Annotated in this window: 30 protein-coding genes; 1 reads left to right on the forward strand and 29 read right to left on the reverse strand. The window is 55.2% G+C overall.

Annotated features, from left to right (window positions below):
- Positions 1–136: 136 nt before the first annotated feature.
- On the reverse strand, positions 137–487 hold the full coding sequence (locus tag Poly51_RS19100) for a hypothetical protein (protein WP_146459384.1): 351 nt from the start codon (positions 485–487) through the stop codon (positions 137–139).
- A 263-nt stretch (positions 488–750) separates the two neighbouring features.
- Between Poly51_RS19100 and Poly51_RS30575 the strand changes: the two genes are divergently transcribed.
- Complete coding sequence (locus tag Poly51_RS30575) at positions 751–1,158, forward strand: hypothetical protein (protein ID WP_186775669.1); 408 nt, start codon at positions 751–753, stop codon at positions 1,156–1,158.
- A gap of 102 nt (positions 1,159–1,260) precedes the next feature.
- Here the strand turns inward: Poly51_RS30575 and Poly51_RS19105 are convergent, their stop codons facing one another.
- From Poly51_RS19105 to Poly51_RS19250, 28 genes are all read right to left on the reverse strand, one after another.
- Entirely contained in the window at positions 1,261–1,668 is a 408-nt protein-coding gene (locus Poly51_RS19105; protein ID WP_186775670.1) for a hypothetical protein, read from the reverse strand.
- A gap of 150 nt (positions 1,669–1,818) precedes the next feature.
- The gene (locus tag Poly51_RS19110) at positions 1,819–2,310 is read right to left on the reverse strand and encodes a hypothetical protein (RefSeq protein ID WP_146459386.1); all 492 of its coding nucleotides are present in this window, start codon (positions 2,308–2,310) and stop codon (positions 1,819–1,821) included.
- 139 nt (positions 2,311–2,449) lie between these two features.
- Positions 2,450–2,944, reverse strand: coding sequence for a hypothetical protein (locus Poly51_RS19115; protein ID WP_146459387.1), 495 nt, complete (start codon positions 2,942–2,944; stop codon positions 2,450–2,452).
- A 155-nt stretch (positions 2,945–3,099) separates the two neighbouring features.
- Positions 3,100–3,345, reverse strand: a complete 246-nt coding sequence (locus Poly51_RS19120) for a hypothetical protein (RefSeq protein ID WP_146459388.1) — start codon at positions 3,343–3,345, stop codon at positions 3,100–3,102.
- Positions 3,346–3,536: 191 nt separating this feature from the next.
- Complete coding sequence (locus Poly51_RS19125; protein WP_146459389.1) at positions 3,537–3,881, reverse strand: hypothetical protein; 345 nt, start codon at positions 3,879–3,881, stop codon at positions 3,537–3,539.
- Positions 3,882–4,022: 141 nt separating this feature from the next.
- Positions 4,023–4,385 (reverse strand): hypothetical protein, encoded by a 363-nt coding sequence (locus Poly51_RS30580; RefSeq protein ID WP_186775671.1) that lies wholly within the window; start codon positions 4,383–4,385, stop codon positions 4,023–4,025.
- A 153-nt stretch (positions 4,386–4,538) separates the two neighbouring features.
- The gene (locus Poly51_RS19135; protein WP_146459391.1) at positions 4,539–4,913 is read right to left on the reverse strand and encodes a hypothetical protein; all 375 of its coding nucleotides are present in this window, start codon (positions 4,911–4,913) and stop codon (positions 4,539–4,541) included.
- A gap of 144 nt (positions 4,914–5,057) precedes the next feature.
- A complete protein-coding gene (locus Poly51_RS30585) occupies positions 5,058–5,210 on the reverse strand; it encodes a hypothetical protein (protein ID WP_186775672.1) in 153 nt (50 codons plus the stop codon).
- 319 nt (positions 5,211–5,529) lie between these two features.
- Positions 5,530–5,982: a hypothetical protein gene (locus Poly51_RS19140; protein ID WP_146459392.1), complete on the reverse strand. Its 453-nt coding sequence runs from the start codon at positions 5,980–5,982 to the stop codon at positions 5,530–5,532.
- Between the two features lie 157 nt (positions 5,983–6,139).
- Positions 6,140–6,538, reverse strand: coding sequence for a hypothetical protein (locus Poly51_RS19150; protein ID WP_146459394.1), 399 nt, complete (start codon positions 6,536–6,538; stop codon positions 6,140–6,142).
- A 128-nt stretch (positions 6,539–6,666) separates the two neighbouring features.
- Positions 6,667–7,014, reverse strand: coding sequence for a hypothetical protein (locus Poly51_RS19155; RefSeq protein WP_146459395.1), 348 nt, complete (start codon positions 7,012–7,014; stop codon positions 6,667–6,669).
- Positions 7,015–7,297: 283 nt separating this feature from the next.
- On the reverse strand, positions 7,298–7,621 hold the full coding sequence (locus tag Poly51_RS19160; protein ID WP_146459396.1) for a zinc-ribbon domain containing protein: 324 nt from the start codon (positions 7,619–7,621) through the stop codon (positions 7,298–7,300).
- A gap of 210 nt (positions 7,622–7,831) precedes the next feature.
- Entirely contained in the window at positions 7,832–8,104 is a 273-nt protein-coding gene (locus Poly51_RS19165; RefSeq protein ID WP_146459397.1) for a hypothetical protein, read from the reverse strand.
- Positions 8,105–8,290: 186 nt separating this feature from the next.
- Entirely contained in the window at positions 8,291–8,650 is a 360-nt protein-coding gene (locus Poly51_RS19170) for a hypothetical protein (RefSeq protein ID WP_146459398.1), read from the reverse strand.
- Between the two features lie 142 nt (positions 8,651–8,792).
- Entirely contained in the window at positions 8,793–9,188 is a 396-nt protein-coding gene (locus Poly51_RS19175; protein ID WP_146459399.1) for a hypothetical protein, read from the reverse strand.
- 157 nt (positions 9,189–9,345) lie between these two features.
- Entirely contained in the window at positions 9,346–9,804 is a 459-nt protein-coding gene (locus Poly51_RS19180) for a hypothetical protein (RefSeq protein ID WP_146459400.1), read from the reverse strand.
- A 165-nt stretch (positions 9,805–9,969) separates the two neighbouring features.
- A complete protein-coding gene (locus tag Poly51_RS30590) occupies positions 9,970–10,260 on the reverse strand; it encodes a hypothetical protein (protein WP_186775673.1) in 291 nt (96 codons plus the stop codon).
- Between the two features lie 161 nt (positions 10,261–10,421).
- Positions 10,422–10,784 carry a hypothetical protein gene (locus Poly51_RS19190; protein ID WP_146459402.1) on the reverse strand — a complete coding sequence of 121 codons (363 nt, stop codon included), beginning with the start codon at positions 10,782–10,784 and terminating at the stop codon, positions 10,422–10,424.
- Positions 10,785–11,877: 1,093 nt separating this feature from the next.
- On the reverse strand, positions 11,878–12,402 hold the full coding sequence (locus Poly51_RS19195; RefSeq protein WP_146459403.1) for a hypothetical protein: 525 nt from the start codon (positions 12,400–12,402) through the stop codon (positions 11,878–11,880).
- 55 nt (positions 12,403–12,457) lie between these two features.
- Complete coding sequence (locus tag Poly51_RS19200; RefSeq protein ID WP_146459404.1) at positions 12,458–12,814, reverse strand: hypothetical protein; 357 nt, start codon at positions 12,812–12,814, stop codon at positions 12,458–12,460.
- A 1,555-nt stretch (positions 12,815–14,369) separates the two neighbouring features.
- Entirely contained in the window at positions 14,370–14,672 is a 303-nt protein-coding gene (locus Poly51_RS19210; RefSeq protein WP_146459406.1) for a hypothetical protein, read from the reverse strand.
- Between the two features lie 168 nt (positions 14,673–14,840).
- Positions 14,841–15,248, reverse strand: a complete 408-nt coding sequence (locus Poly51_RS19215) for a hypothetical protein (protein WP_146459407.1) — start codon at positions 15,246–15,248, stop codon at positions 14,841–14,843.
- 169 nt (positions 15,249–15,417) lie between these two features.
- Positions 15,418–15,717 carry a hypothetical protein gene (locus tag Poly51_RS19220; RefSeq protein WP_146459408.1) on the reverse strand — a complete coding sequence of 100 codons (300 nt, stop codon included), beginning with the start codon at positions 15,715–15,717 and terminating at the stop codon, positions 15,418–15,420.
- A gap of 347 nt (positions 15,718–16,064) precedes the next feature.
- Positions 16,065–16,658: a hypothetical protein gene (locus Poly51_RS19225; RefSeq protein WP_146459409.1), complete on the reverse strand. Its 594-nt coding sequence runs from the start codon at positions 16,656–16,658 to the stop codon at positions 16,065–16,067.
- Positions 16,659–16,827: 169 nt separating this feature from the next.
- On the reverse strand, positions 16,828–17,157 hold the full coding sequence (locus Poly51_RS19230; protein ID WP_146459410.1) for a hypothetical protein: 330 nt from the start codon (positions 17,155–17,157) through the stop codon (positions 16,828–16,830).
- Between the two features lie 155 nt (positions 17,158–17,312).
- On the reverse strand, positions 17,313–17,558 hold the full coding sequence (locus Poly51_RS19235; RefSeq protein WP_146459411.1) for a hypothetical protein: 246 nt from the start codon (positions 17,556–17,558) through the stop codon (positions 17,313–17,315).
- Between the two features lie 651 nt (positions 17,559–18,209).
- Complete coding sequence (locus Poly51_RS19245; protein WP_146459413.1) at positions 18,210–18,566, reverse strand: hypothetical protein; 357 nt, start codon at positions 18,564–18,566, stop codon at positions 18,210–18,212.
- A 167-nt stretch (positions 18,567–18,733) separates the two neighbouring features.
- Positions 18,734–19,207, reverse strand: coding sequence for a DUF6896 domain-containing protein (locus Poly51_RS19250; RefSeq protein WP_146459414.1), 474 nt, complete (start codon positions 19,205–19,207; stop codon positions 18,734–18,736).
- Positions 19,208–19,339 lie beyond the last annotated feature (132 nt).

The raw sequence follows: 19,339 nt of genomic DNA on the forward strand, positions 1-19,339 counted from the left end.
GGTTTTTACGACACCGCCCTAAACGAAGCGAGCGAGTCTGAACTAAGTGAAATTGTACCAATGCCTGCGAGCGTTGCCAAACAACGAAGGTGTGCCGAAGGCCTTAGCGTAAAAACCATGTTGTGCGACCGGCGTGCTACGGAAAAATCACCCATTTCGATTGATTCTCAACGAGCTTGCCAGTGCGAAACGGGATGTAGGTAGTTTTATCGTCGAAGAATCCTGATCGCATTACGAGCCAAAAATCTCCGGTAACCGGTTCGTCAACACGTTCCACAATGACCCGCGACGAAGTAGTGGAGTCTGGAATTTCAAAGTGTGTAACAGTGAGTGTTCCGTCGGCATTGAGAATGTGATGGGCGATGTAGCCACGACCTAGCGACGTCAACCGGCGGATCGCCGGGGCGGTCGGTGGTGTGGGGTAGTCGAATGTATCAGTGAGTTCGGCGACGTCGAACGGATGAGCAGCGATTGGCGTTTGACGCAACAGCCCAAACAGTCGAAGGCCGCGCAAGTCAATGCGAGGGTGATCGTTCCGGAGTTTGTCAGGTGCCTGTGCTGTCATTAACTGAGGTCGCACAACGGAAGGTTTTTACGACACCGCCCCAAACGAAGCGGTGGAGTTTGAATCAGGGGAATTGTACCAATGCCAGCCCGCGTTGCCAAACAAGGAAGGTGTGCCCGAAGGGCCTCAGCGTAAAAACCATGTTGGGCGGCGTGAAGCTGTTAGGAGGTCTCAAGTTCGAGAGAATGTCCCCGAAGAATCACGAGAAGAGGTTCAGCGTCGGAGATGTCGTCAGAATCATGGGTAACGGCCAGCAAACCAAGTTTGTCAATTCGAGTGTTGAACGTGATACCAGCAGCGACCACTACCGACAGATGGCGACACACTCCATGCTCCGCGGCGTTGCGTTCAAGGCAGCGAATCGGAGCACAATCGAGGGGCATTCCGTTTTCGCGGGCGATACGAGTGTAGCCGGCGAGGCGTGTTGCGTAGTAGTCGTCGGAGATCACGGTGGAGTCTGGAAACGCTCGGCGCAAATCGGTCGCGATTGCGTCAAAGTCGAGTTCGGTTCTGGCGGTTGCGGAAACAAACATCTCGTCCGCCCAACGGAAGGTTTTTACGACACCGCCGTTACCGAAGCGAACGATGTCTGAACTACGAGAGATTCTACCAATGCCAGCCCGCGTTGCCAAACATGGAAGGTGTGCCGAAGGCCTCAGCGTAAAAACCATGTTGTGCGGCAACACGAGCATGGGCTACACGCTGTTTGCTGAGTTACGGATCGCCGAAAGCACCATTGGAACGGCCATTTCAGTGTCGAATGCAAGCCCATGAACCCACGCATTGTCCCAAGGTGAGTCGCTGTTGGGCATAGGATAGGCGATGTCGAAGCCGAATGTCTTTGGCCCGTCGATCACAGATTGGATTGTGGCAACCGTTGGGGCACGATAGTCGTCAATGTTCAGCAAGCGCAAGCGGAAGTGTGACGTAACCCCAAAGAGCGTTGGGCCATCTGTGGCAGCAAGCGCGTCGAGCAGGCGAACCATGCTTGCGAGCATGTCAGCGTTGGTGTCGGAACCACGATTGCGGTAACCATCGCTCTCGCGAGCGTAAAACTCGGTGAGAGTTCCGTTTTGCTGATCGGTGATGCGGATGATTTCCATACGGGAGTTGCCGCACAACGGAAGGTTTTTACGACACCGCCCTAAACGAAGCGGTGGAGTTTGAATCACGATTGATTGTACCAATGCCAGCGCCCGTTGCCAAACAAGCGAAGGTGTGCCGAAGGCCTAGCGTAAAAACCATGTTGGCGGTCAATCTTGCGCTGCGATTGCGGCAAGCTTCAGGCTTAGCGATTCGGCGAGAGAGAACGTGTCAGCGGGGAAGGCGTAGAGTTCAGCGTCCGTTTCTCTGTTGGCGTGCGTTGCCATGTGAGCAACCCATCGACCATCCGGTTGCTTGAAGGATCGAACAGTAAAGTACGTGCCACCAAAGTCAAAAGCGTGTATCAATTCTTCGTAGCCATTTGGGTCGGAACGGTGGTTGACGGTGGTTCGACCGCCGTCGAAGTATTGCGTTGAGAAAGTAGCGTCATCCTCGGTGCCAGCCCGACGCTCGATTGACCAAAGCAGTCGATCGCGGGGTACGTCGAGATATTGCCAAGTGAAGTTGAAGCGAGGTATGCCGTCCTGTTCGTACGTTTCGTGTGTATCGACAGGGTCAAAGTACGATTCAGGCGTGAGCGAAAGGTGGCCATCCGAGTCGGCGTCGCGGAGGCGGTACCAAATGTCGATTTTGATTGCCACTGATTGACCGCCAACGGAAGGTTTTTACGACACCGCCCTGAACGAAGCGAACGATGTTTGAATCACGAGAAATTGTACCAATACGAGCGCACGTTGCCTACCAACGAAGGTGTGCCGAAGGCCTAGCGTAAAAACCATGTTAGCCGCCACTGGAGCGGGGAAAGTGTTGGTTCATGAGTGACACGCCCTGATCGCCACCGTAGAGAGTAAATGTGAAACCATCGCTTGATGATCCAGCGAGCATGTCGGGCAAGGAATCGGGCAGGATATCGCGAAACAAAGTACCAACGTTGCGGATGTGGGCAGCGACAGTGTCCGTGAATGCATCATCAGTCAGTCCTGCGTCATCGGCGTCGTACCACGCATCCTGAAGTGATTGCAAGCGAAGAGAGCAACCGTCAGCACGCCCAAGTGCGTGAGCATCAGCGGTCGTAAGTGCGAGTATCATGCGACCAGTATGGAGGCCGACCTCAAGCAGGAGAAGGTCGAACGATTCCGCATTGCCAGAACCAATGAATCGCGTCCGAACGAAGTCAAGCATTTGCCGAAGCGCATCGGCGACGGACGGTTCGTCAGTGAAGGTGCCGTCGAAGAGAAGCGAGTCTCGATCAGAGATGTCGTTCCATTCGACCAAGGGAAAACTCGTGGCGGCTAACGGAAGGTTTTTACGACACCGCCCTAAACGAAGCGATGGAGTTTGAATCACGAAAAATTGTACCAATGCGAGCGCCCGTTGCCTACCAACGAAGGTGTGCCGAAGGCCTAGCGTAAAAACCATGTTGTGCGGCGTTACTTCGGCTTATGGTCATGCTGAGCACCAATGATCTGGTTTCCGGAAACAGCCAGTGTCAGACGATCGCCGTTATGGAGATCGTAGTGGAGGAACGCGCGACCGCTGCCGGTCAATGCGTCTGGGCGTCCGAGTCGTTGTTCTATCGCCGAAAACAGCGGGTCTTCCGGAAGAGCAACACCTTCAGGCAGACGAGAACGATCGACGTACCATCCGATCGCGAGTGCGACGATGACGATCAGCATAAGCAAGTGCGAAATGTTGAATTTCATTCGAGTGAGCCGCACAACGGAAGGTTTTTACGACACCGCCCTAAACGAAGCGGTCGACGTCTGAATTACGAGAAATTGTACCAATGCCAGCGCCCGTTGCCTACCAACGAAGGTGTGCCGAAGGCCTAGCGTAAAAACCATGTTGTGTGACGCTACGCGCGGGGTTACGTGAATTGAGGCGAATTGCGGATAAAGACAGGGCGCCCAAGGTTGGATGGCAATTGTATATGATCGCTGTGAACGTGGACCTCTGAATTGCAGGTCACATTTAATGGGTCAAGCTGGCCAGCCTCAAGCTCGAAGATAATGTCAGCAATCTCCTCACGATCCTCGGGCGTATCGGCGGAAAGGGCGAAGTGAACAGTAACGGTGTCTGGTGACGAGCAAGTTACGAATACGGCACGCAGATTGGGCCTAACGGCGCCGGCAAGGGCGGAGACCAGAGTTAACACCTGATAGTTCTCAAACGCAAGCTCCTGTGTTTGAGCGATAACGGAGTAATCAATCATCTGCGTCACACAACGGAAGGTTTTTACGACACCGCCCTAAACGAAGCGAACGATGCTTGAACTACGGAAGATTGTACCAAGGCCATGGCCCGTTGCCAAAGAGCCAAGGTGTGCCCGAAGGGCCTTAGCGTAAAAACCATGTTATCCGCCGCTACGCGCGGGCAGGAAGCGGCGTATGAAACCACCTACGTAAACCATGACGAAGGCGGCAATCAATGGCGAGATTTGATTTGGGATCAGCGCATCAACACCGGCGATGACAAGTGGGAACGGAGAGAATGCCACAACGTCCCATTTGTCGAAATTGCAAACGCCACGGTAGCGAGCGTAGAAAACGACGGGCAGCATCCCGATCGCAAACCAAACGATGTAGAGCCAGTCAATGTTCGGGAAGATGAACTGCTGGACGGCTCCCGCGAAAGCGCACGCAACGACGAAGAGGACGAGACAGATAAGCACGTCCAGTGCGAGTTGCCGAAGTTCTCGTGCTACGGGAGAGTTCATCTGCGAGCGGATAACGGAAGGTTTTTACGACACCGCCCTGAACGAAGCGGTGGAGTTTGAATCACGAAAGATTGTACCAATGCCAGCGCCCGTTGCCTACCAACGAAGGTGTGCCGAAGGCCTAGCGTAAAAACCATGTTATCCGCCACGGAGCTACCCACGGCCGTCAACGAAGATGTCTTCTTCGCCGGTCTGAACAAGCGTGTTGAGGGGTTCGGTCAATTGAATCCGGCAATGAACCTGTTCGTCGGTATCGAGTAGACGGTCAAGCAGGAAATAAACAATTCGCTCCGCAGCGTCTGGAGTCGAGGCAACCACGACATCTAGCGAGCCGGTGACCATTGGCCAGTCATGAACGTCGCGGAACCAGAGATAACCAAGGTCAGCGGCCGGTGCGTGATTGTCGAGGCCGGACGTTGGGCCAGCGACATCTGGCGAAATGCGGATGATCGCATCGCGAGACTCGCCGTACAACGTTGCCAGCAGCGTAACGCCCAAGTCGGATTTGATCGTTACGTTTTTAGGCATCTGCGGAGTGGCGGATAACGGAAGGTTTTTACGACACCGCCCTGAACGAAGCGAACGATGCCTGAATTACGATAGATTCTACCAATGCGAGCCCGCGTTGCCAAACATGGAAGGTGTGCCGAAGGCCTCAGCGTAAAAACCATGTTAGGCGACCGGCCCACGCAGAATCAGGCCGGAATAATGCGCAATGAGCGATTGGTAGTCGTTGGACTTCTGTTCGTCGAGAATCGTACCAACGGATTCCGCATCCGGAACATCAGAGGCAACTGCGAGCATCCAGCCATTCGGGGCAGCCATTGCAGCAACAACGTCGACCGAGGAGTAGTCGCCATCCGGTGTTGTGCAACCGTGCCCGCATGCGGCGCACACGAAAAAGAGCGAGTCAGCATCAGCTGGGCGAGCGTAAAACAAGTCCTCAGCGCCGCAAAGGTTACACCAGCCGTGTAGAACAATGTTCACTCTAGGTCGCCTAACGGAAGGTTTTTACGACACCGCCCTAAACGAAGCGAACGATGTCTTAACTACGGAAATTGTACCAAGGCCAGCCCGCGTTGCCAAACATGGAAGGTGTGCCCGAAGGGCCTCTGCGTAAAAACCATGTTGGGCGACCGGTAAGCTACAGGGGGCGTCGGACAATGCGATCGCCGTGCAGACGCCCCAAGTTGGCGAGACGAGAATCGTCCAGCATCGACGAACTGTCGAATTTGTCGCGGATCATCGCGATCAGTGAATCGGAACCCTGTGCCAGCAACGAAACCATTTCGGTTTCTGGGACGCCGCATCCATCCGCCAGATACGCCAGAAAGTTCTTGGCGATGACAGAACAGTCGTCCGAGTCCAAAGGAGAAACGTAAACAACCGGTGAATCATCTGTCACGCGACCTTCTTCGGTGAGGATAGCAGTGTGCACCCCGTCGACGCCCATGGTCGAGAACGTCAATGCATTCAGAGGCGTCGAGTGGTAGCCGTAGTCTGGGTTTGGCGGATTGATAAGGTAGTCGCCACCAAATAGGTCGTCATTGGGAGGAAGGTCGCGAACCGCCAAAAGAAACTGGTCGAAGTGGGTCACGGTAGGTCGCCCAACGGAAGGTTTTTACGACACCGCCCTAAACGAAGCGAACGATGTCTGAACTACGAACGATTGTACCAAGACCATGGCCCGTTGCCAAAGAGCCAAGGTGTGCCCGAAGGGCCTCAGCGTAAAAACCATGTTACGCGACTCTGCGCTACCATTGACGTCGCGAAATGCCCCGAGGCGTAAAGTGACCGGAGTCCAAGACGTGAATAAACCGAACGCTCCAGAGGACGTATTCATCATCAGCGGTCATGGTTAGTTCGCATTCCAAGGCGTCGCCGGTTTGACCAACACCGGAGGACAGCCAGCGGAGTTCCCAGTCAGTTGGCGGCGGAAGCGTGATACCCAGAGATTTTGAGATGTAATCGGCAGAAGACGATTTGAGTTGTTCAAGGTTGTCAAGCGCCGAACCCGCGAGTTCAACGTGTTCTGTGAACGGGCCGTCAGAATTGCCTGCGATGTTCACTTCGAGGTCAGACGCAGGGTCGTGCCACCACCAAAAGTGCTGCTGTTCGTTGAAGGTCGGATTTTCGGGAACGACCAGCGTCATGATTCGATTGAGTCGCGTAACGGAAGGTTTTTACGACACCGCCCTCAACGAAGCGAACGATGTTTGAATCACGAAAAAGTGTACCAATGCGAGCGCCCGTTGCCTACCAACGAAGGTGTGCCGAAGGCCTAGCGTAAAAACCATGTTGGGCGGCGTTCGCTGATGTATTGCTGCCACGCGTCAGGATCACTACCGGCGTCGTGGTCAAAAATTGCGACCAAGATATTTCGCGCGCTTTCGTCGCCGAGATAGCGTTCGTTGTCATCGGGATCGACATGCGGACGAAGGTTGTCCACTAATAGCAAGAGGTATTCGTCGGTCAAATAGCTATGAGTCGGTTTTGCGGGCGGGAATTCGTGAAATCGAGTAGGCGTAACAACCACCGTGCGGCGTTTTTCATCAACAATCCGAACAATGCCATCAACCCGGCGGCCCACCAGCCCGTCGATCTGTGCAACCTGTTGATCCGGCATCAACGACCGGGGAACGAACGCGGGGAGGCCAGCGTCAAGCAAAAGGCCGATGACTGAGTTGTTGTCACGCTTCCGCACAACCTTTGCGACAACGCCGGATATTTCGTCGCCCACGTCCAAGATTTCGTCCGCCCAACGGAAGGTTTTTACGACACCGCCCCAATCGAAGCGGTGGAGTTTGAATCACGAAAAATTGTACCAATGAAAGCGCACGTTGCCTACCAACGAAGGTGTGCCGAAGGCCTAGCGTAAAAACCATGTTGTCGGACCGTGCCCCGCCAAAACGCTATCCATTTCGTTTGGCCTCGTCGGCGGCATCCATCTGCTTACGCTGCAATTCACGTTGATCGTTTAATCGGTTCCGGCAGTCCCGGCATCGCACAGCAGTTGCGTAAAGCGATCCCTTGGCGACTTCGTAGAACCACTTTTGCTGTTCACCAGTCCAGACCTCGTCAGCACCGCAATCTTTGCACTTGAACGCTACGTCAACGTAGAACTTTTTGGCGGAGCCGTAAGGACTGACGTGGACCTGTTGGGTCGTGTCAGCAGCGACAGCGCCGGGTGGCATTCCACCCTCTGCGATGTGGCGTTTCTCACGGCGGTGATTCATGACGACTGAGGTCCGACAACGGAAGGTTTTTACGACACCGCCTATAACGAAGCGAGCGATGCCTGAACTACGAGATATTCTACCAACGTCAGCGATCGTTGCCAAACAGCGAAGGTGTGCCGAAGGCCTAGCGTAAAAACCATGTTGCACGACCGCTGAATCGCGTGTGAAGCCTCCATTGCGTGACGGCTGCAAAGACAGCGCAATAGGTCACTGCCCGTCGTAACGGTCTCGAATCTCCTGTCTACGTCGTTCTCGTGAGGCTGCGAGCGGTTCTGCAATGGCCTTGTGGAACAGAAAAGCGACACCAACGAACAGCGCCCACGCAGTGACGGTGCCAACGGGAATGCCGATCAGCAAGCACGCCCAAAACGGTAGCGACGTGAACGATTTGAGAACCAGTCCCGCAGTGATGCCGCCAACGATTGGTAGAACCGTTGACATCAGTAGGTCGATTAGCGTCTCGCCGCGTCGGTTTTGCATGCGATCACATTCGACTGAGGTCGTGCAACGGAAGGTTTTTACGACACCGCCCTAACCGAAGCGGACGATGTCTGAACTACGAATGATCCTACCAACAGATGGAGGCTTGAACAAACGACAGCGGTGTGCCGAAGGCCTAGCGTAAAAACCATGTTGTCGGGCGATGCAGCGGAGATACTGTGTCCATCAGGAATCGGCCGCAAGCGGGAATATGCGAATTGGAGGTCGGCGTTTACGTCGCATCTCGATAAACGTGAAAGACGTCATTTGCAGTGGGTATTCACCGGAATCGCATGGGGAAAACGTACCATCAATCGTTGATGGTCCACCAAAGGCGAAGTTACCGCCACCACGCGGAGGAACGCCGGCAGCCGTGAGCGTGGCGAGAAAGTCAGGCGCGGTGACAAGAATCATCGCGGTGGGATCAAGTGACGTGTTCTCGCTATCGGTGATGATGAAGTGGTTGTCAAAGTTGCCAGCGATTACCGCGTCGATCCGCTTTGAGATGGTGCAGTCGGTCGAGGCGATCAGTTCGCGGGCATTCATTAGTCTCGTCCCGACAACGGAAGGTTTTTACGACACCGCCCTAAACGGAGCGAACGATGCCTGAACTATGGAAAATTCTACCACCAGAGGGCGGCTTGAACAAACGACAGCGGTGTGCCGAAGGCCTAGCGTAAAAACCATGTTAGCCGCCGCGGGCATCACGATCACGGTTTGCGATCAGGTTTGCCGACCGCACGAAAAAGAGAACGCAGGCGATGAACCCGACGAGTCCAAACCACCACGCGTTGTCCCAGCGTCCGCCCTTTCCGTTGATGAACCAACCGAACGTACAGGCCGGAATCGCAATGGCAGATAACGCGACGACGGCCGAAACGCGACCGCGCATCCAGAGCCACGTGAGGACGCCGAACAGCAACCCGACGACCGCGAACCCTGCGCCGAGAAAGCCGATGGTGGGCCAGTAGTCGATTGGATTCCGAGGCGGATAGATCGCACCGAGCGCAACACCGACGCACGTGCCAACCAACGGCAGGCCAACGAGCGCAACAGTCGGAAGATGTTTGCGTTTAGAGAACACTAGCGGCGGCTAACGGAAGGTTTTTACGACACCGCCCTAAACGAAGCGAACGATGCCTGAACTACGAGGAATTGCACCAAGGCCATGGCCCGTTGCCAAAGAGCCAAGGTGTGCCCGAAGGGCCTCAGCGTAAAAACCATGTTGGGCGTCACATGCGCTACAGAAGCGGTTTGCCATCATTGTACGCGGCATCAAGATGCGTGAGTGCGGTTTCCATGGTTTCAAAGAGTAGATTGGTGGGGTCGGATTGCATTTCGTCAGCCACAAGCGAGGTGAGACCAACGCGGTTGAGGTCAGAAATCACCGCAACAACGGGTAGGTCGGCGTCAACGTAGTGTTTGTGTCCAGCAGCGAACGGATTGACCATCATGTCGCCCCATTCGTAGGCCAGTTCGCGTAAATCGAGGATCACGCCCACTGAGTCGAACGCAGTGATGCCGGCGCGAGTCATGGCCTCCATGTAGATGGCGTCGGAGTTGTTGGCGCAACCAAAGCCGGATTTGCCAGAGAAACGTACGACGAGAACGTCGAGGTGCGGAGGAGAGGGAAGCGACGTTTGGAAATACGCGTGCGTGACAGACACGTCATCACGGATGTCGAGCGGTTTCAATTCCATTTGTCTGTGACGCCCAACGGAAGGTTTTTACGACACCGCCCTGAACGAAGCGAACGATGGCTGAACTAACAAGAATTGTACCAAGGTCAGCCCGCGTTGACAAAGTTGGAAGGTGTGCCGAAGGCCTAGCGTAAAAACCATGTTGTGCGGCACTTGGGTGCAGGTTCAGTTCAATGACAGCAGGAGAGAATCAACAACCTTGCCATCGCGAACAAGCAAGATTCCGGAATTGCCCATATTACGATCCCATTCCTCTTGCGGTGCGGACGTGTACCAAAGCTCGTCGCCGTCAGCCATTTGCGAGATCATGGCGAGCCAGTGGTGATTGCTGAAGCCGAACGGCGTGCGTTTCCGCCACCAGAGCCAGCCGGTAACCACTACGTGCTCGGCTTCGGCCTCGGCGACAGTGTAACGCCGCAGAACACGGTAGCCATCAATGTATTGGTCTTCGGGCATAGGTGGCAGCTGTGCCGCACAACGGAAGGTTTTTACGACACCGCCGTTACCGAAGCGGTGGAGTTTGAATCACGAGAAATTGTACCAAGGCCAACGCCCGTTGCCTACCAACGAAGGTGTGCCGAAGGCCTAGCGTAAAAACCATGTTGTACGCCGTTGCACTACGGATCATGCTCGCCACCATCAACATCGTAGGCCTCGCGTTCAAACGGATTGTCGCGGTAGAACCGGCGACCGGTCAGCCACATGAAGGCGGACGACAGGAAATAAGCAGGCAGCATGAAAGGCCCCCAGCGTTCATATTGGGCGACGTGAACCGCCTCGTGCTTGCGAGAGATGTCGAGCGACGCATCGGTTTGACCGAGAATGGTGTGGCCCAGCGTCAGCGCGAGAGTGAATTGGCCGTGAGGTAGTCGGTGGACGAACCATTTTGTGCCGCCACCGTAGAATTCGATCGCGCGGCCACGAATGCGAACACGGCCACCGAAGCAAAGGCCGACGCCGCCGATCAGCAAGCCAAGCATTGTGTACGGCGATGCCCAGAGAACGCGGATAAAAAATAGCAGGTGTGCAATCAGTGATACCTGAGGCGTACAACGGAAGGTTTTTACGACACCGCCGTTACCGAAGCGGTGGAGTTTGAATCACGAGAAATTGTACCAATGCCAGCGCCCGTTGCCTACCAACGAAGGTGTGCCGAAGGCCTAGCGTAAAAACCATGTTCTGCGACGCGTCGTATCGCCAATTCAGTCTCCATTTCGTGAGACATGCAAGCCGACCGCGCACCCCGCGCCGGAATCACGCGCAAAGTCGCGAGCCCGCAAATGTATCGCGCGCCGCTGCGCGGCGAACGTCAGCCCACCGACCGCGCGACCTCAGCGAACCACCAGTGGACGCCTCGAATCACGGACAGACGAAAACACAACCGAAGCGATTGACGCCGAACTCCCAGTGGACGCTCCAAGTCGAGCGCCGCCTCCGCGCAACTTACGCCAGCGTCGCAGAACGGAAGGTTTTTACGACACCGCCCTAAACGAAGCGAACGATGTCTGAACTACGAGAAATTGTACCAAGGCCAGCCCGCGTTGCCAAACGTGGAAGGTGTGCCCGAAGGGCCTCTGCGTAAAAACCATGTTGTGGGACGCGTTGAAGTGCCAAAACGGTCTCCATCCGAGAAGACATACAAGGACAGCGCAACCGAGCATGGCGAACCACGAAAGACGCGAAATACACGAAAGATGCGGGACAGGAAGTTCGCACAACGACGGCACAAAGAAAGTCGCTGCACGGAGATACGGGAACCGCACAGAAGTTGATGCCAGCGCCAGATGGATCAACGAGAGCAGTCCGTCACGGTCGCGGCCGCAGATCAGGCGTCATTGCATGGCGAATCACCAACCAACGCTCAAAGGCATTAACGGTCGAAACAACAAAAAGGGTTTACCGGAGGAGCCGAAAACCTAGCGTCCCACAACGGAAGGTTTTTACGACACCGCCCTGAACGAAGCGAACGATGTCTGAACTACGGGAAATTGTACCAAGGCCAGCCCGCGTTGACAAAGTTGGAAGGTGTGCCGAAGGCCTAGCGTAAAAACCATGTTGTGCGGCCACGGACCACTAGATTCCGAGTTCTTCACAGAACGACTCGAATTCAGCGTCGATTTTCGCAGCGAGGTTGGCAGATGTGAAGAAGTAAAGATCAGGCGCGTCGATGTCATCCATGAACGCACGAATTACAAGCGGTGTTGATTGCCCGTCCGCGACAACCGATAGCGTCATTTCACGTTCATCCTCAACGTCGGTATTGGCAACGAATTCAGCGACGGTCTTGATTTCAGCATCGGTGAAGCCAGATTCAATATGTTTGGCGATGCGCAGAAGAAATGGTTGCACGTTTTCGAGGTCGAAGTTCATCGACGATTCGGTCAAGCCAGCGGGATCGGTCATGACGTTACCAGTGGTTTCCTTGGGTGTTGGTTTGGTACAACCGGACGTAACCAACAGCGCGAGCAAGACAATAAAAGCTGGAGCGTAGTTCACGGTAGTGGCCGCACAACGGAAGGTTTTTACGACACCGCCCTGAACGAAGCGAGCGATGTCTGGACTACCAGAAATTGTACCAAGGCCATGGCCCGTTGCCAAAGAGCCAAGGTGTGCCGAAGGCCTAGCGTAAAAACCATGTTAGGCGACCGGCAACCTACCCATGGACGATCGCATTGGCGGCAATGTAGTGCATTTTGCAGTGGTCAAGAATCATCGAATCGGTGTCACATGAAGCCGTAAGAGCAAACATCGGATAGACGGAGCTTAACAAAGCGGCAACGTCAACGCGTGGATCATTTGTCGTTACGGCTCGATGTATTTCAGTCACGACAGCGACGATGTCGGCAAGTGCCGAATCGGCAGGGCTTCGTGGCGGCTTCCACGATTTGTAGTATCGGAGCAGGCAATCGGTTGGTGATTCCGCATTGAACTTGGAAGCCTTTGCGGCTAGATAGAGCCGAATCTCTTGTGAATCTGCCGTGGCTATGTCGCGTTTGAATACTTGCGACACCCAGCGTTCGTGAGCGGTACGGCAATCAGGGCAAAACTGAACGTCGGCAGTCGTTTGTTCGCCAACGCAACAGCCACCACCAGCCGCAAGCCCAGCACATGGGAAAAGCGTTTGGGGAACGTTTAGCTCTGCGTCAGTTGGAGTGATAGGTGTGCCGTAGATTATCGGCACAGTGTCGGTATCGAGGCGGCATCCGTGAACGTGGCACACAGCGCAACAGTCTTTGAGTGCAGGGAACTCAAGGTGAAGCGAATGTTCAGCGGCAAACGGTTCCCAAAGCTGTTCTTGCCAGTAACGCAAGCGGCCGGAGCGATGTGTTTCGACAACAAACTTGCAGTAACGGGCGGGGCCGACTGCGTCGCGGAATCGAGAGCGTATTTCGGCGTGATTCATCGAACGACTAGGTCGCCTAACGGAAGGTTTTTACGACACCGCCCTGAACGAAGCGAGCGATGTCTGAACTACGAAAGATTCTACCACCGGAAGGAGGCTTGAACAAACGACAGCGGTGTGCCGAAGGCCTAGCGTAAAAACCATGTTGTGCGAACGGTGGAGCTAGAAGCACCATGGCCAGATGAAATGACGTTCATTGCACTTTGGGCAGTACGATCCCGGTCCGAAATTCCCAGAATCGCGATACCCACATCCGAGCAGTGAGCCAATGATGCACGCGAAAGCAAGCAGAAAGAACGGTATGCCAGCAAGTGGGTCAGCCCAGTATGTGAGTGCGACCGCGATGAGGACCACGGGGATCGCGCCGACAAGGTAGCCGGCAGGGGCCATTGATCCTCCGGGACCAGCTTGCCATGCGGCCGACCAACGAGTTTTGCATTTGCGGCACTTCACGGTAGTTCGCACAACGGAAGGTTTTTACGACACCGCCTTAAACGAAGCGGTGGAGTTTGAATTACAAGAAAGTGTACCAATGCCAGCGCCCGTTGCCTACCAACGAAGGTGTGCCGAAGGCCTAGCGTAAAAACCATGTTGGGCGGCAATACGCGCTAGTAGATCGCACTGCCACCGTGTGAAATCGTACCGGTCTTGCACGAAGGGCACGACGTGCCGTCGGCCAACCCAGCGGCGAGATTTGCGGAATCGCAGCGAGGGCATTGTAGATCGACGGACGTAGGAATGATACCGAAAGTTTGATCGAGCGCTGCAGAGCGAATGACTGCAGCCCCGACCACGTCGCCAACGTCAACACCTTCTGGGGCGTCCGGCGATTCAAACACAAGCCGTACGTCGCACGGCTCGTCGTTCGGGCCGAATTCGCTTTCGGGTCGGCCGGTCAAGTCGATCTGTTGCCCGCAGTCGAGGCAAACAACGGCGACACCGGGGCCGTGGTGGTTCCATCCGGTGAGCATGTCGAAAGAGCACGAAGAGCAAACGAGGTGTATGCCAAACATCTTTGCCGCCCAACGGAAGGTTTTTACGACACCGCCCCAAACGAAGTGGTGGAGTTTGAATCATGAGAAATTGTACCAATGCCAGCGCCCGTTGCCTACCAACGAAGGTGTGCCGAAGGCCTAGCGTAAAAACCATGTTGTGCGACCGTTCACGGCAGCAGGTCTAACGCGGCGATAAATGACGCTAGTTCACCAGCCCATCCGGGAGGCTTGCCGAAAGACAGCGACACGTCGCGGTGGTCATGAACGGCGCAGCCCCACGATTTATGCAGCGGAACATCGTTGCCCATCGCGTCAAAGCGATCGAACTGAATTTCGAGCTGCGCGTGGCCACGTTCGATCGTCCACGCGTGGGCGTCGCACGGAAAGTCGTCCAACGAGCGCGTCGAGACGATTGTCCAACCTCGTTGCGTTAGGGCGTGTGAAAGGGCGTCGATGTGGTGTTTCGGCATAGTGCGGTTAGGTCGCACAACGGAAGGTTTTTACGACACCGCCCTAAACGAAGCGAACGATGTCTGAACTACGGTAGATTCTACCAAAGCCATGGCCCGTTGCCAAAGAGCCAAGGTGTGCCGAAGGCCTAGCGTAAAAACCATGTTGTGCGGCAACACGAGCATGGGCTACGCGTTGTTTGCTGAGTGACGGATCGCCGAAAGCACCATTGGAACGGCCATTTCAGCGTCGAATGCAAGCCCACGAACCCACGCGTTGTCCCAAGGTGAGTCACTGTTGGGCATAGGATAGGCGATGTCGAAGCCGAATGTCTTTGGCCCGTCGATCACAGGTTGGATTGTGGCAACCGTTGGAGCACGATAGTCGTCAATGTTCAGCAAACGCAAGCGGAAGTGTGACGTGACCCCAAAGAGCGTTGGGCCATCAACGCCAGCAAGCGCGTCGAGCAGGCGAACCATGTTTGCGAGCATGTCAGCGTTGGTGTCGGAACCACCATTGCGGTAACCATCGCTCTCGCGAGCGTAAAACTCGGTGAGAGTTCCGTTTCGTTGATCGGTGATGCGAATGATTTCCATACGGGAGTTGCCGCCCAACGGAAGGTTTTTACGACACCGCCCTGAACGAAGCGAACGATGCCTGAACTACGGAAATTGTACCAACGCCAGCCCGCGTGACCAACCAAGGAAGGTGTGCCGAAGGCCTAGCGTAAAAACCATGTTGTATGTCGCTGAAGCGGCGGATAGGTCACCATGCCAGAACGTGGCCTGAGCGATGGTGGTACAGTTCGGCATCCCAATAGTGTGGGTCTCCGATGTCGCGCCGGTCGATCCCAGCGGGCGTATCGGTGGTGACAGGACGCTGCAACCGTATAAACACGGATGATTCACGCGGCCACCCGACAGAAGATTCTGCAATTACGTTGCCATTCTCAATTTCGGCGGAAAGCACGACCTTCAGTTCAGGGCAAAGCAAGTACGCGTGGTAAGCGTTGGCGAGAGAACGTGCGACATGGTCGCAATGTGGTGGGTTTGGCGTCAGTCCCATTGAAGTTGATAGTAGGCGATTAAGGTATCGGCCGATTGTTGGACTGTCGTCACCGGCGGAGAGCATCGCAGTGACACGGTTGGCGTAGTTGTCGTATTCGTCGTCAACGTGATCCCGGACACCAATGGGGTCCCATTCCCGGTTGAGGACATCGCGGACGATCAAAAAGAGCGTTTGGTCAGCCAGAGTGATTCACCTGCGACATACAACGGAAGGTTTTTACGACACCGCCCTGAACGAAGCGAACGATGCCTGAACTACGAGAAATTGTACCAAGTCTATGGCCCGTTGCCAAAGAGCCAAGGTGTGCCGAAGGCCCTTGCGCAAAAACCATGTTACACGCCCCGTCAGACCCGCGATTCGATGCTGCCATCAACGACGCGGAAGAGTTCCGTAGCATTTGCGTCCATGCCGGACATGATTGATATGCGAAAAGTCTGTCCAGCCACAGACGAAGCAAATTCGGGTGACGATGCAGTTAAGGTGTCGAACACGGATTGAGCATGGTCGGCGATTTCGCGAGCCTCGGTTTCATTGATGTTGGGCGATTGCGCCACAACACCGCATGCAATTTCGTTGTCTGGGCGGAAGCCAAATGCGACACCGTCGTACATGAGTGTTGCACCGTTGGAAAATCGCTCCAGAGCATTGGAGTACGCCTCGCCCTTGGAGTTGAGCAACCGCGAATCAAGGACGACATAGTCTTCGGGTTTGACGCCAGCAAGAGACGGAAGGACGTATGCACCGAGTGATGCAGCGCCAGCGAGACCGAAGCCAATCCAGCCAACGGTTGGCGAAACGATGTTGAACCAGCTGCCAGCAATCAGTGCAGTGCCGATCCACCACGCGGGCCAATAGAGTCGGTAGAAAAGCACGTACCAATATGGCGATGCTTGAGCGTGTTGCGTCGTCTTCGTTGGGGATTGGTACGGATTTGCCATTAACTAGGGGCGTGTAACGGAAGGTTTTTACGACACCGCCCTAAACGAAGCGAGCGATGTCTGAACTAGCGGAAATTGTACCAAGGCCAGCGAGCGTTGCAAAACGACGAAGGTGTGCCGCAGGCCTAGCGTAAAAACCATGTTAGGCGACCGGAACCCTATGGTGAGGTCAGCCATCCCGCTTGGGTTCAAGTTCGTCGCAGTGTTCGTCGAGTTCGAGTGACGTCAGTCGAGACAGTACGGATGAATCGGAACCGCCATAACGGATGCAACCCAAATCCTGCACGTGCATGGCGTTGATGGCCCGTTGCAATTCCGCGTCGGTTTCTGGCTGACGCTTGAAGTAGCAATGGTAGCCGCATTCGTTGGGATCGTCAGACTCATGCATTGCCATGAGGTCGGGTGCCTCCGTCAGGGGAATCTCGCAGGCAGTGCAGCATTCGTAGAGCACGTAAAACGGCCCATCAGCACCAAGCGGGAAACGCTTGCGATCACTCATCGGTAGGTCGCCTAACGGAAGGTTTTTACGACACCGCCCTAAACGAAGCGAACGATGCCTGAACTACTGGAATTGTACCAAGGCCAGCGAATGTTGCCAAACATCGAAGGTGTGCCGAAGGCCTAGCGTAAAAACCATGTTATGTGACCGGCAACCTACGGCAGATCGTCCACTGCGGATGAATCAACGGCCCCGCCAGCGTCCGCGTCGCTGCCCACGGAATCAGAATGGCCGTTTGCGGCAGGGACACCGTTGGGAAAGTAATAGTCATTGACCGCGCGGTCGATCCCGAGCGGGTCGCGGACTGATTCAGGCGACGCCTGTGATGCAGGCGACGAACATCCGGCCAGCACGATGGACGCCAACCCAGTCACGGCGAACGATTGCAGTGTGAATTTCATTGAGCGTTCCGTCGCGAGGCGTTTCCGGTAGGTCACATAACGGAAGGTTTTTACGACACCGCCCTAAACGAAGCGAGCGACGTCTGAACTACGAAAGATTATACCAAGGCCAGCCCGCGTTGCCAAACGTGGAAGGTGTGCCCGAAGGGCCTCTGCGTAAAAACCATGTTGTGGGACGCGTTGAAGTGCCAAAACGGTCTCCATCCGAGAAGACATACAAGGACAGCGCAACCGAGCATGGCGAACCACGAAAGACGCGAAATACACGAAAGATGCGGGACAGGAAGTTCGCACAACGACGGCACAAAGAAAGTCGCTGCACGGAGATACGGGAACCGCACAGAAGTTGATGCCAGCGCCAGATGGATCAACGAGAGCAGTCCGTCACGGTCGCGGCCGCAGATCAGGCGTCATTGCATGGCGAATCACCAACCAACGCTCAAAGGCATTAACGGTCGAAACAACAAAAAGGGTTTACCGGAGGAGCCGAAAACCTAGCGTCCCACAACGGAAGGTTTTTACGACACCGCCCTAAACGAAGCGAGCGATGTCTGAATTACGAGTGATTCTACCAAGGCCAGCCCGCGACGCCAAACATGGAAGGTGTGCCGAAGGCCCCTGCGTAAAAACCATGTTAGGCGACGATGCGGCTCAGCGGACGAGGAATTCTCTCGCCATCATCCGAATGCGGTCCCAATCAGGATGATCTGCGAACGCCTTATTCGTCCAAAAGTACTCGTCGAATTGGGCGCTGCCCCGGCTTCGCTCGGAGAGAATTGAGTCAACGCGGGCGACCACCTGCATCAGCTCAAGTTCTGCTGCGTCCGGGTAATTGGCAAGGACAGTCGTCCGAAAATTGTGTAGCTCATTGGCTTGATCGTCGGGGACCGATATGCGTCCCCCACCAATTCGGCTGATGGTGTTTGAGGGATCATCAGCAAACGCTGCAAGAACAGCGTAGAGCTGCCCAAAGCACCAGAAGTCGCGAGCAGCAATTTGGTCAATCATGGAAACCGGTAAGTCGCCTAACGGAAGGTTTTTACGACACCGCCCTGAACGAAGCGAGCGATGCCTGAATCAAGGAAATTGTACCAATGCCAGCCCGCGTTGCCAAACATGGAAGGTGTGCCGAAGGCCTAGCGTAAAAACCATGTTATCCGCCCGCCGCGCTGGCGTTACGCTCTGCTGTCGTAGGGGTTGGTAAAGAAATAGAGATGGCTACCGATTGTTGAGTCGAGTTTGGTTATTCGACCGGCTGTCGCCAATTGGGATAAGTGTTGTTGGGCGATGTCCACATCGGAGAATTGTTGGAATTCAGGGAGCGACTCTGCGAGCAGGTGCAATCGCCAAGCGTCAAACCCGTCGAATCGTTGATCGGGGCCAAAGTCGAAATCGACCATGTGATCGCCGAATTCAAGTCGGCATCCGATGCCGTGGAATGAGTATGTGATGTTCCGGTCCGCGTCCAGTATTCCGCGTTGGGGAATGGCGGGGCCATCATCAGCATCGGCCGGGTCGGGTGGCAGTGAGGAACGGCGCCAAGCGCGAAGAAGGTGACCACGAACACCAAGGTTGTTGCGAAAGAGAGCGATTGCTTCGGCGACGTGCCGCTGATATGTGTGAATGAGCGGAATTATGTCGGAGTCCATATTCGACTCGGAGCGGATAACGGAAGGTTTTTACGACACCGCCCCAAACGAAGCGGTGGAGGTTGAATCACGAACAGCTAATGATACGCCAGCCCCGCTTGAAGTGCAAAGGAAGGTGTGCCGAAGGCCTAG

Source organism: Rubripirellula tenax, assembly GCF_007860125.1.
GTDB classification, from domain to species: domain Bacteria; phylum Planctomycetota; class Planctomycetia; order Pirellulales; family Pirellulaceae; genus Rubripirellula; species Rubripirellula tenax.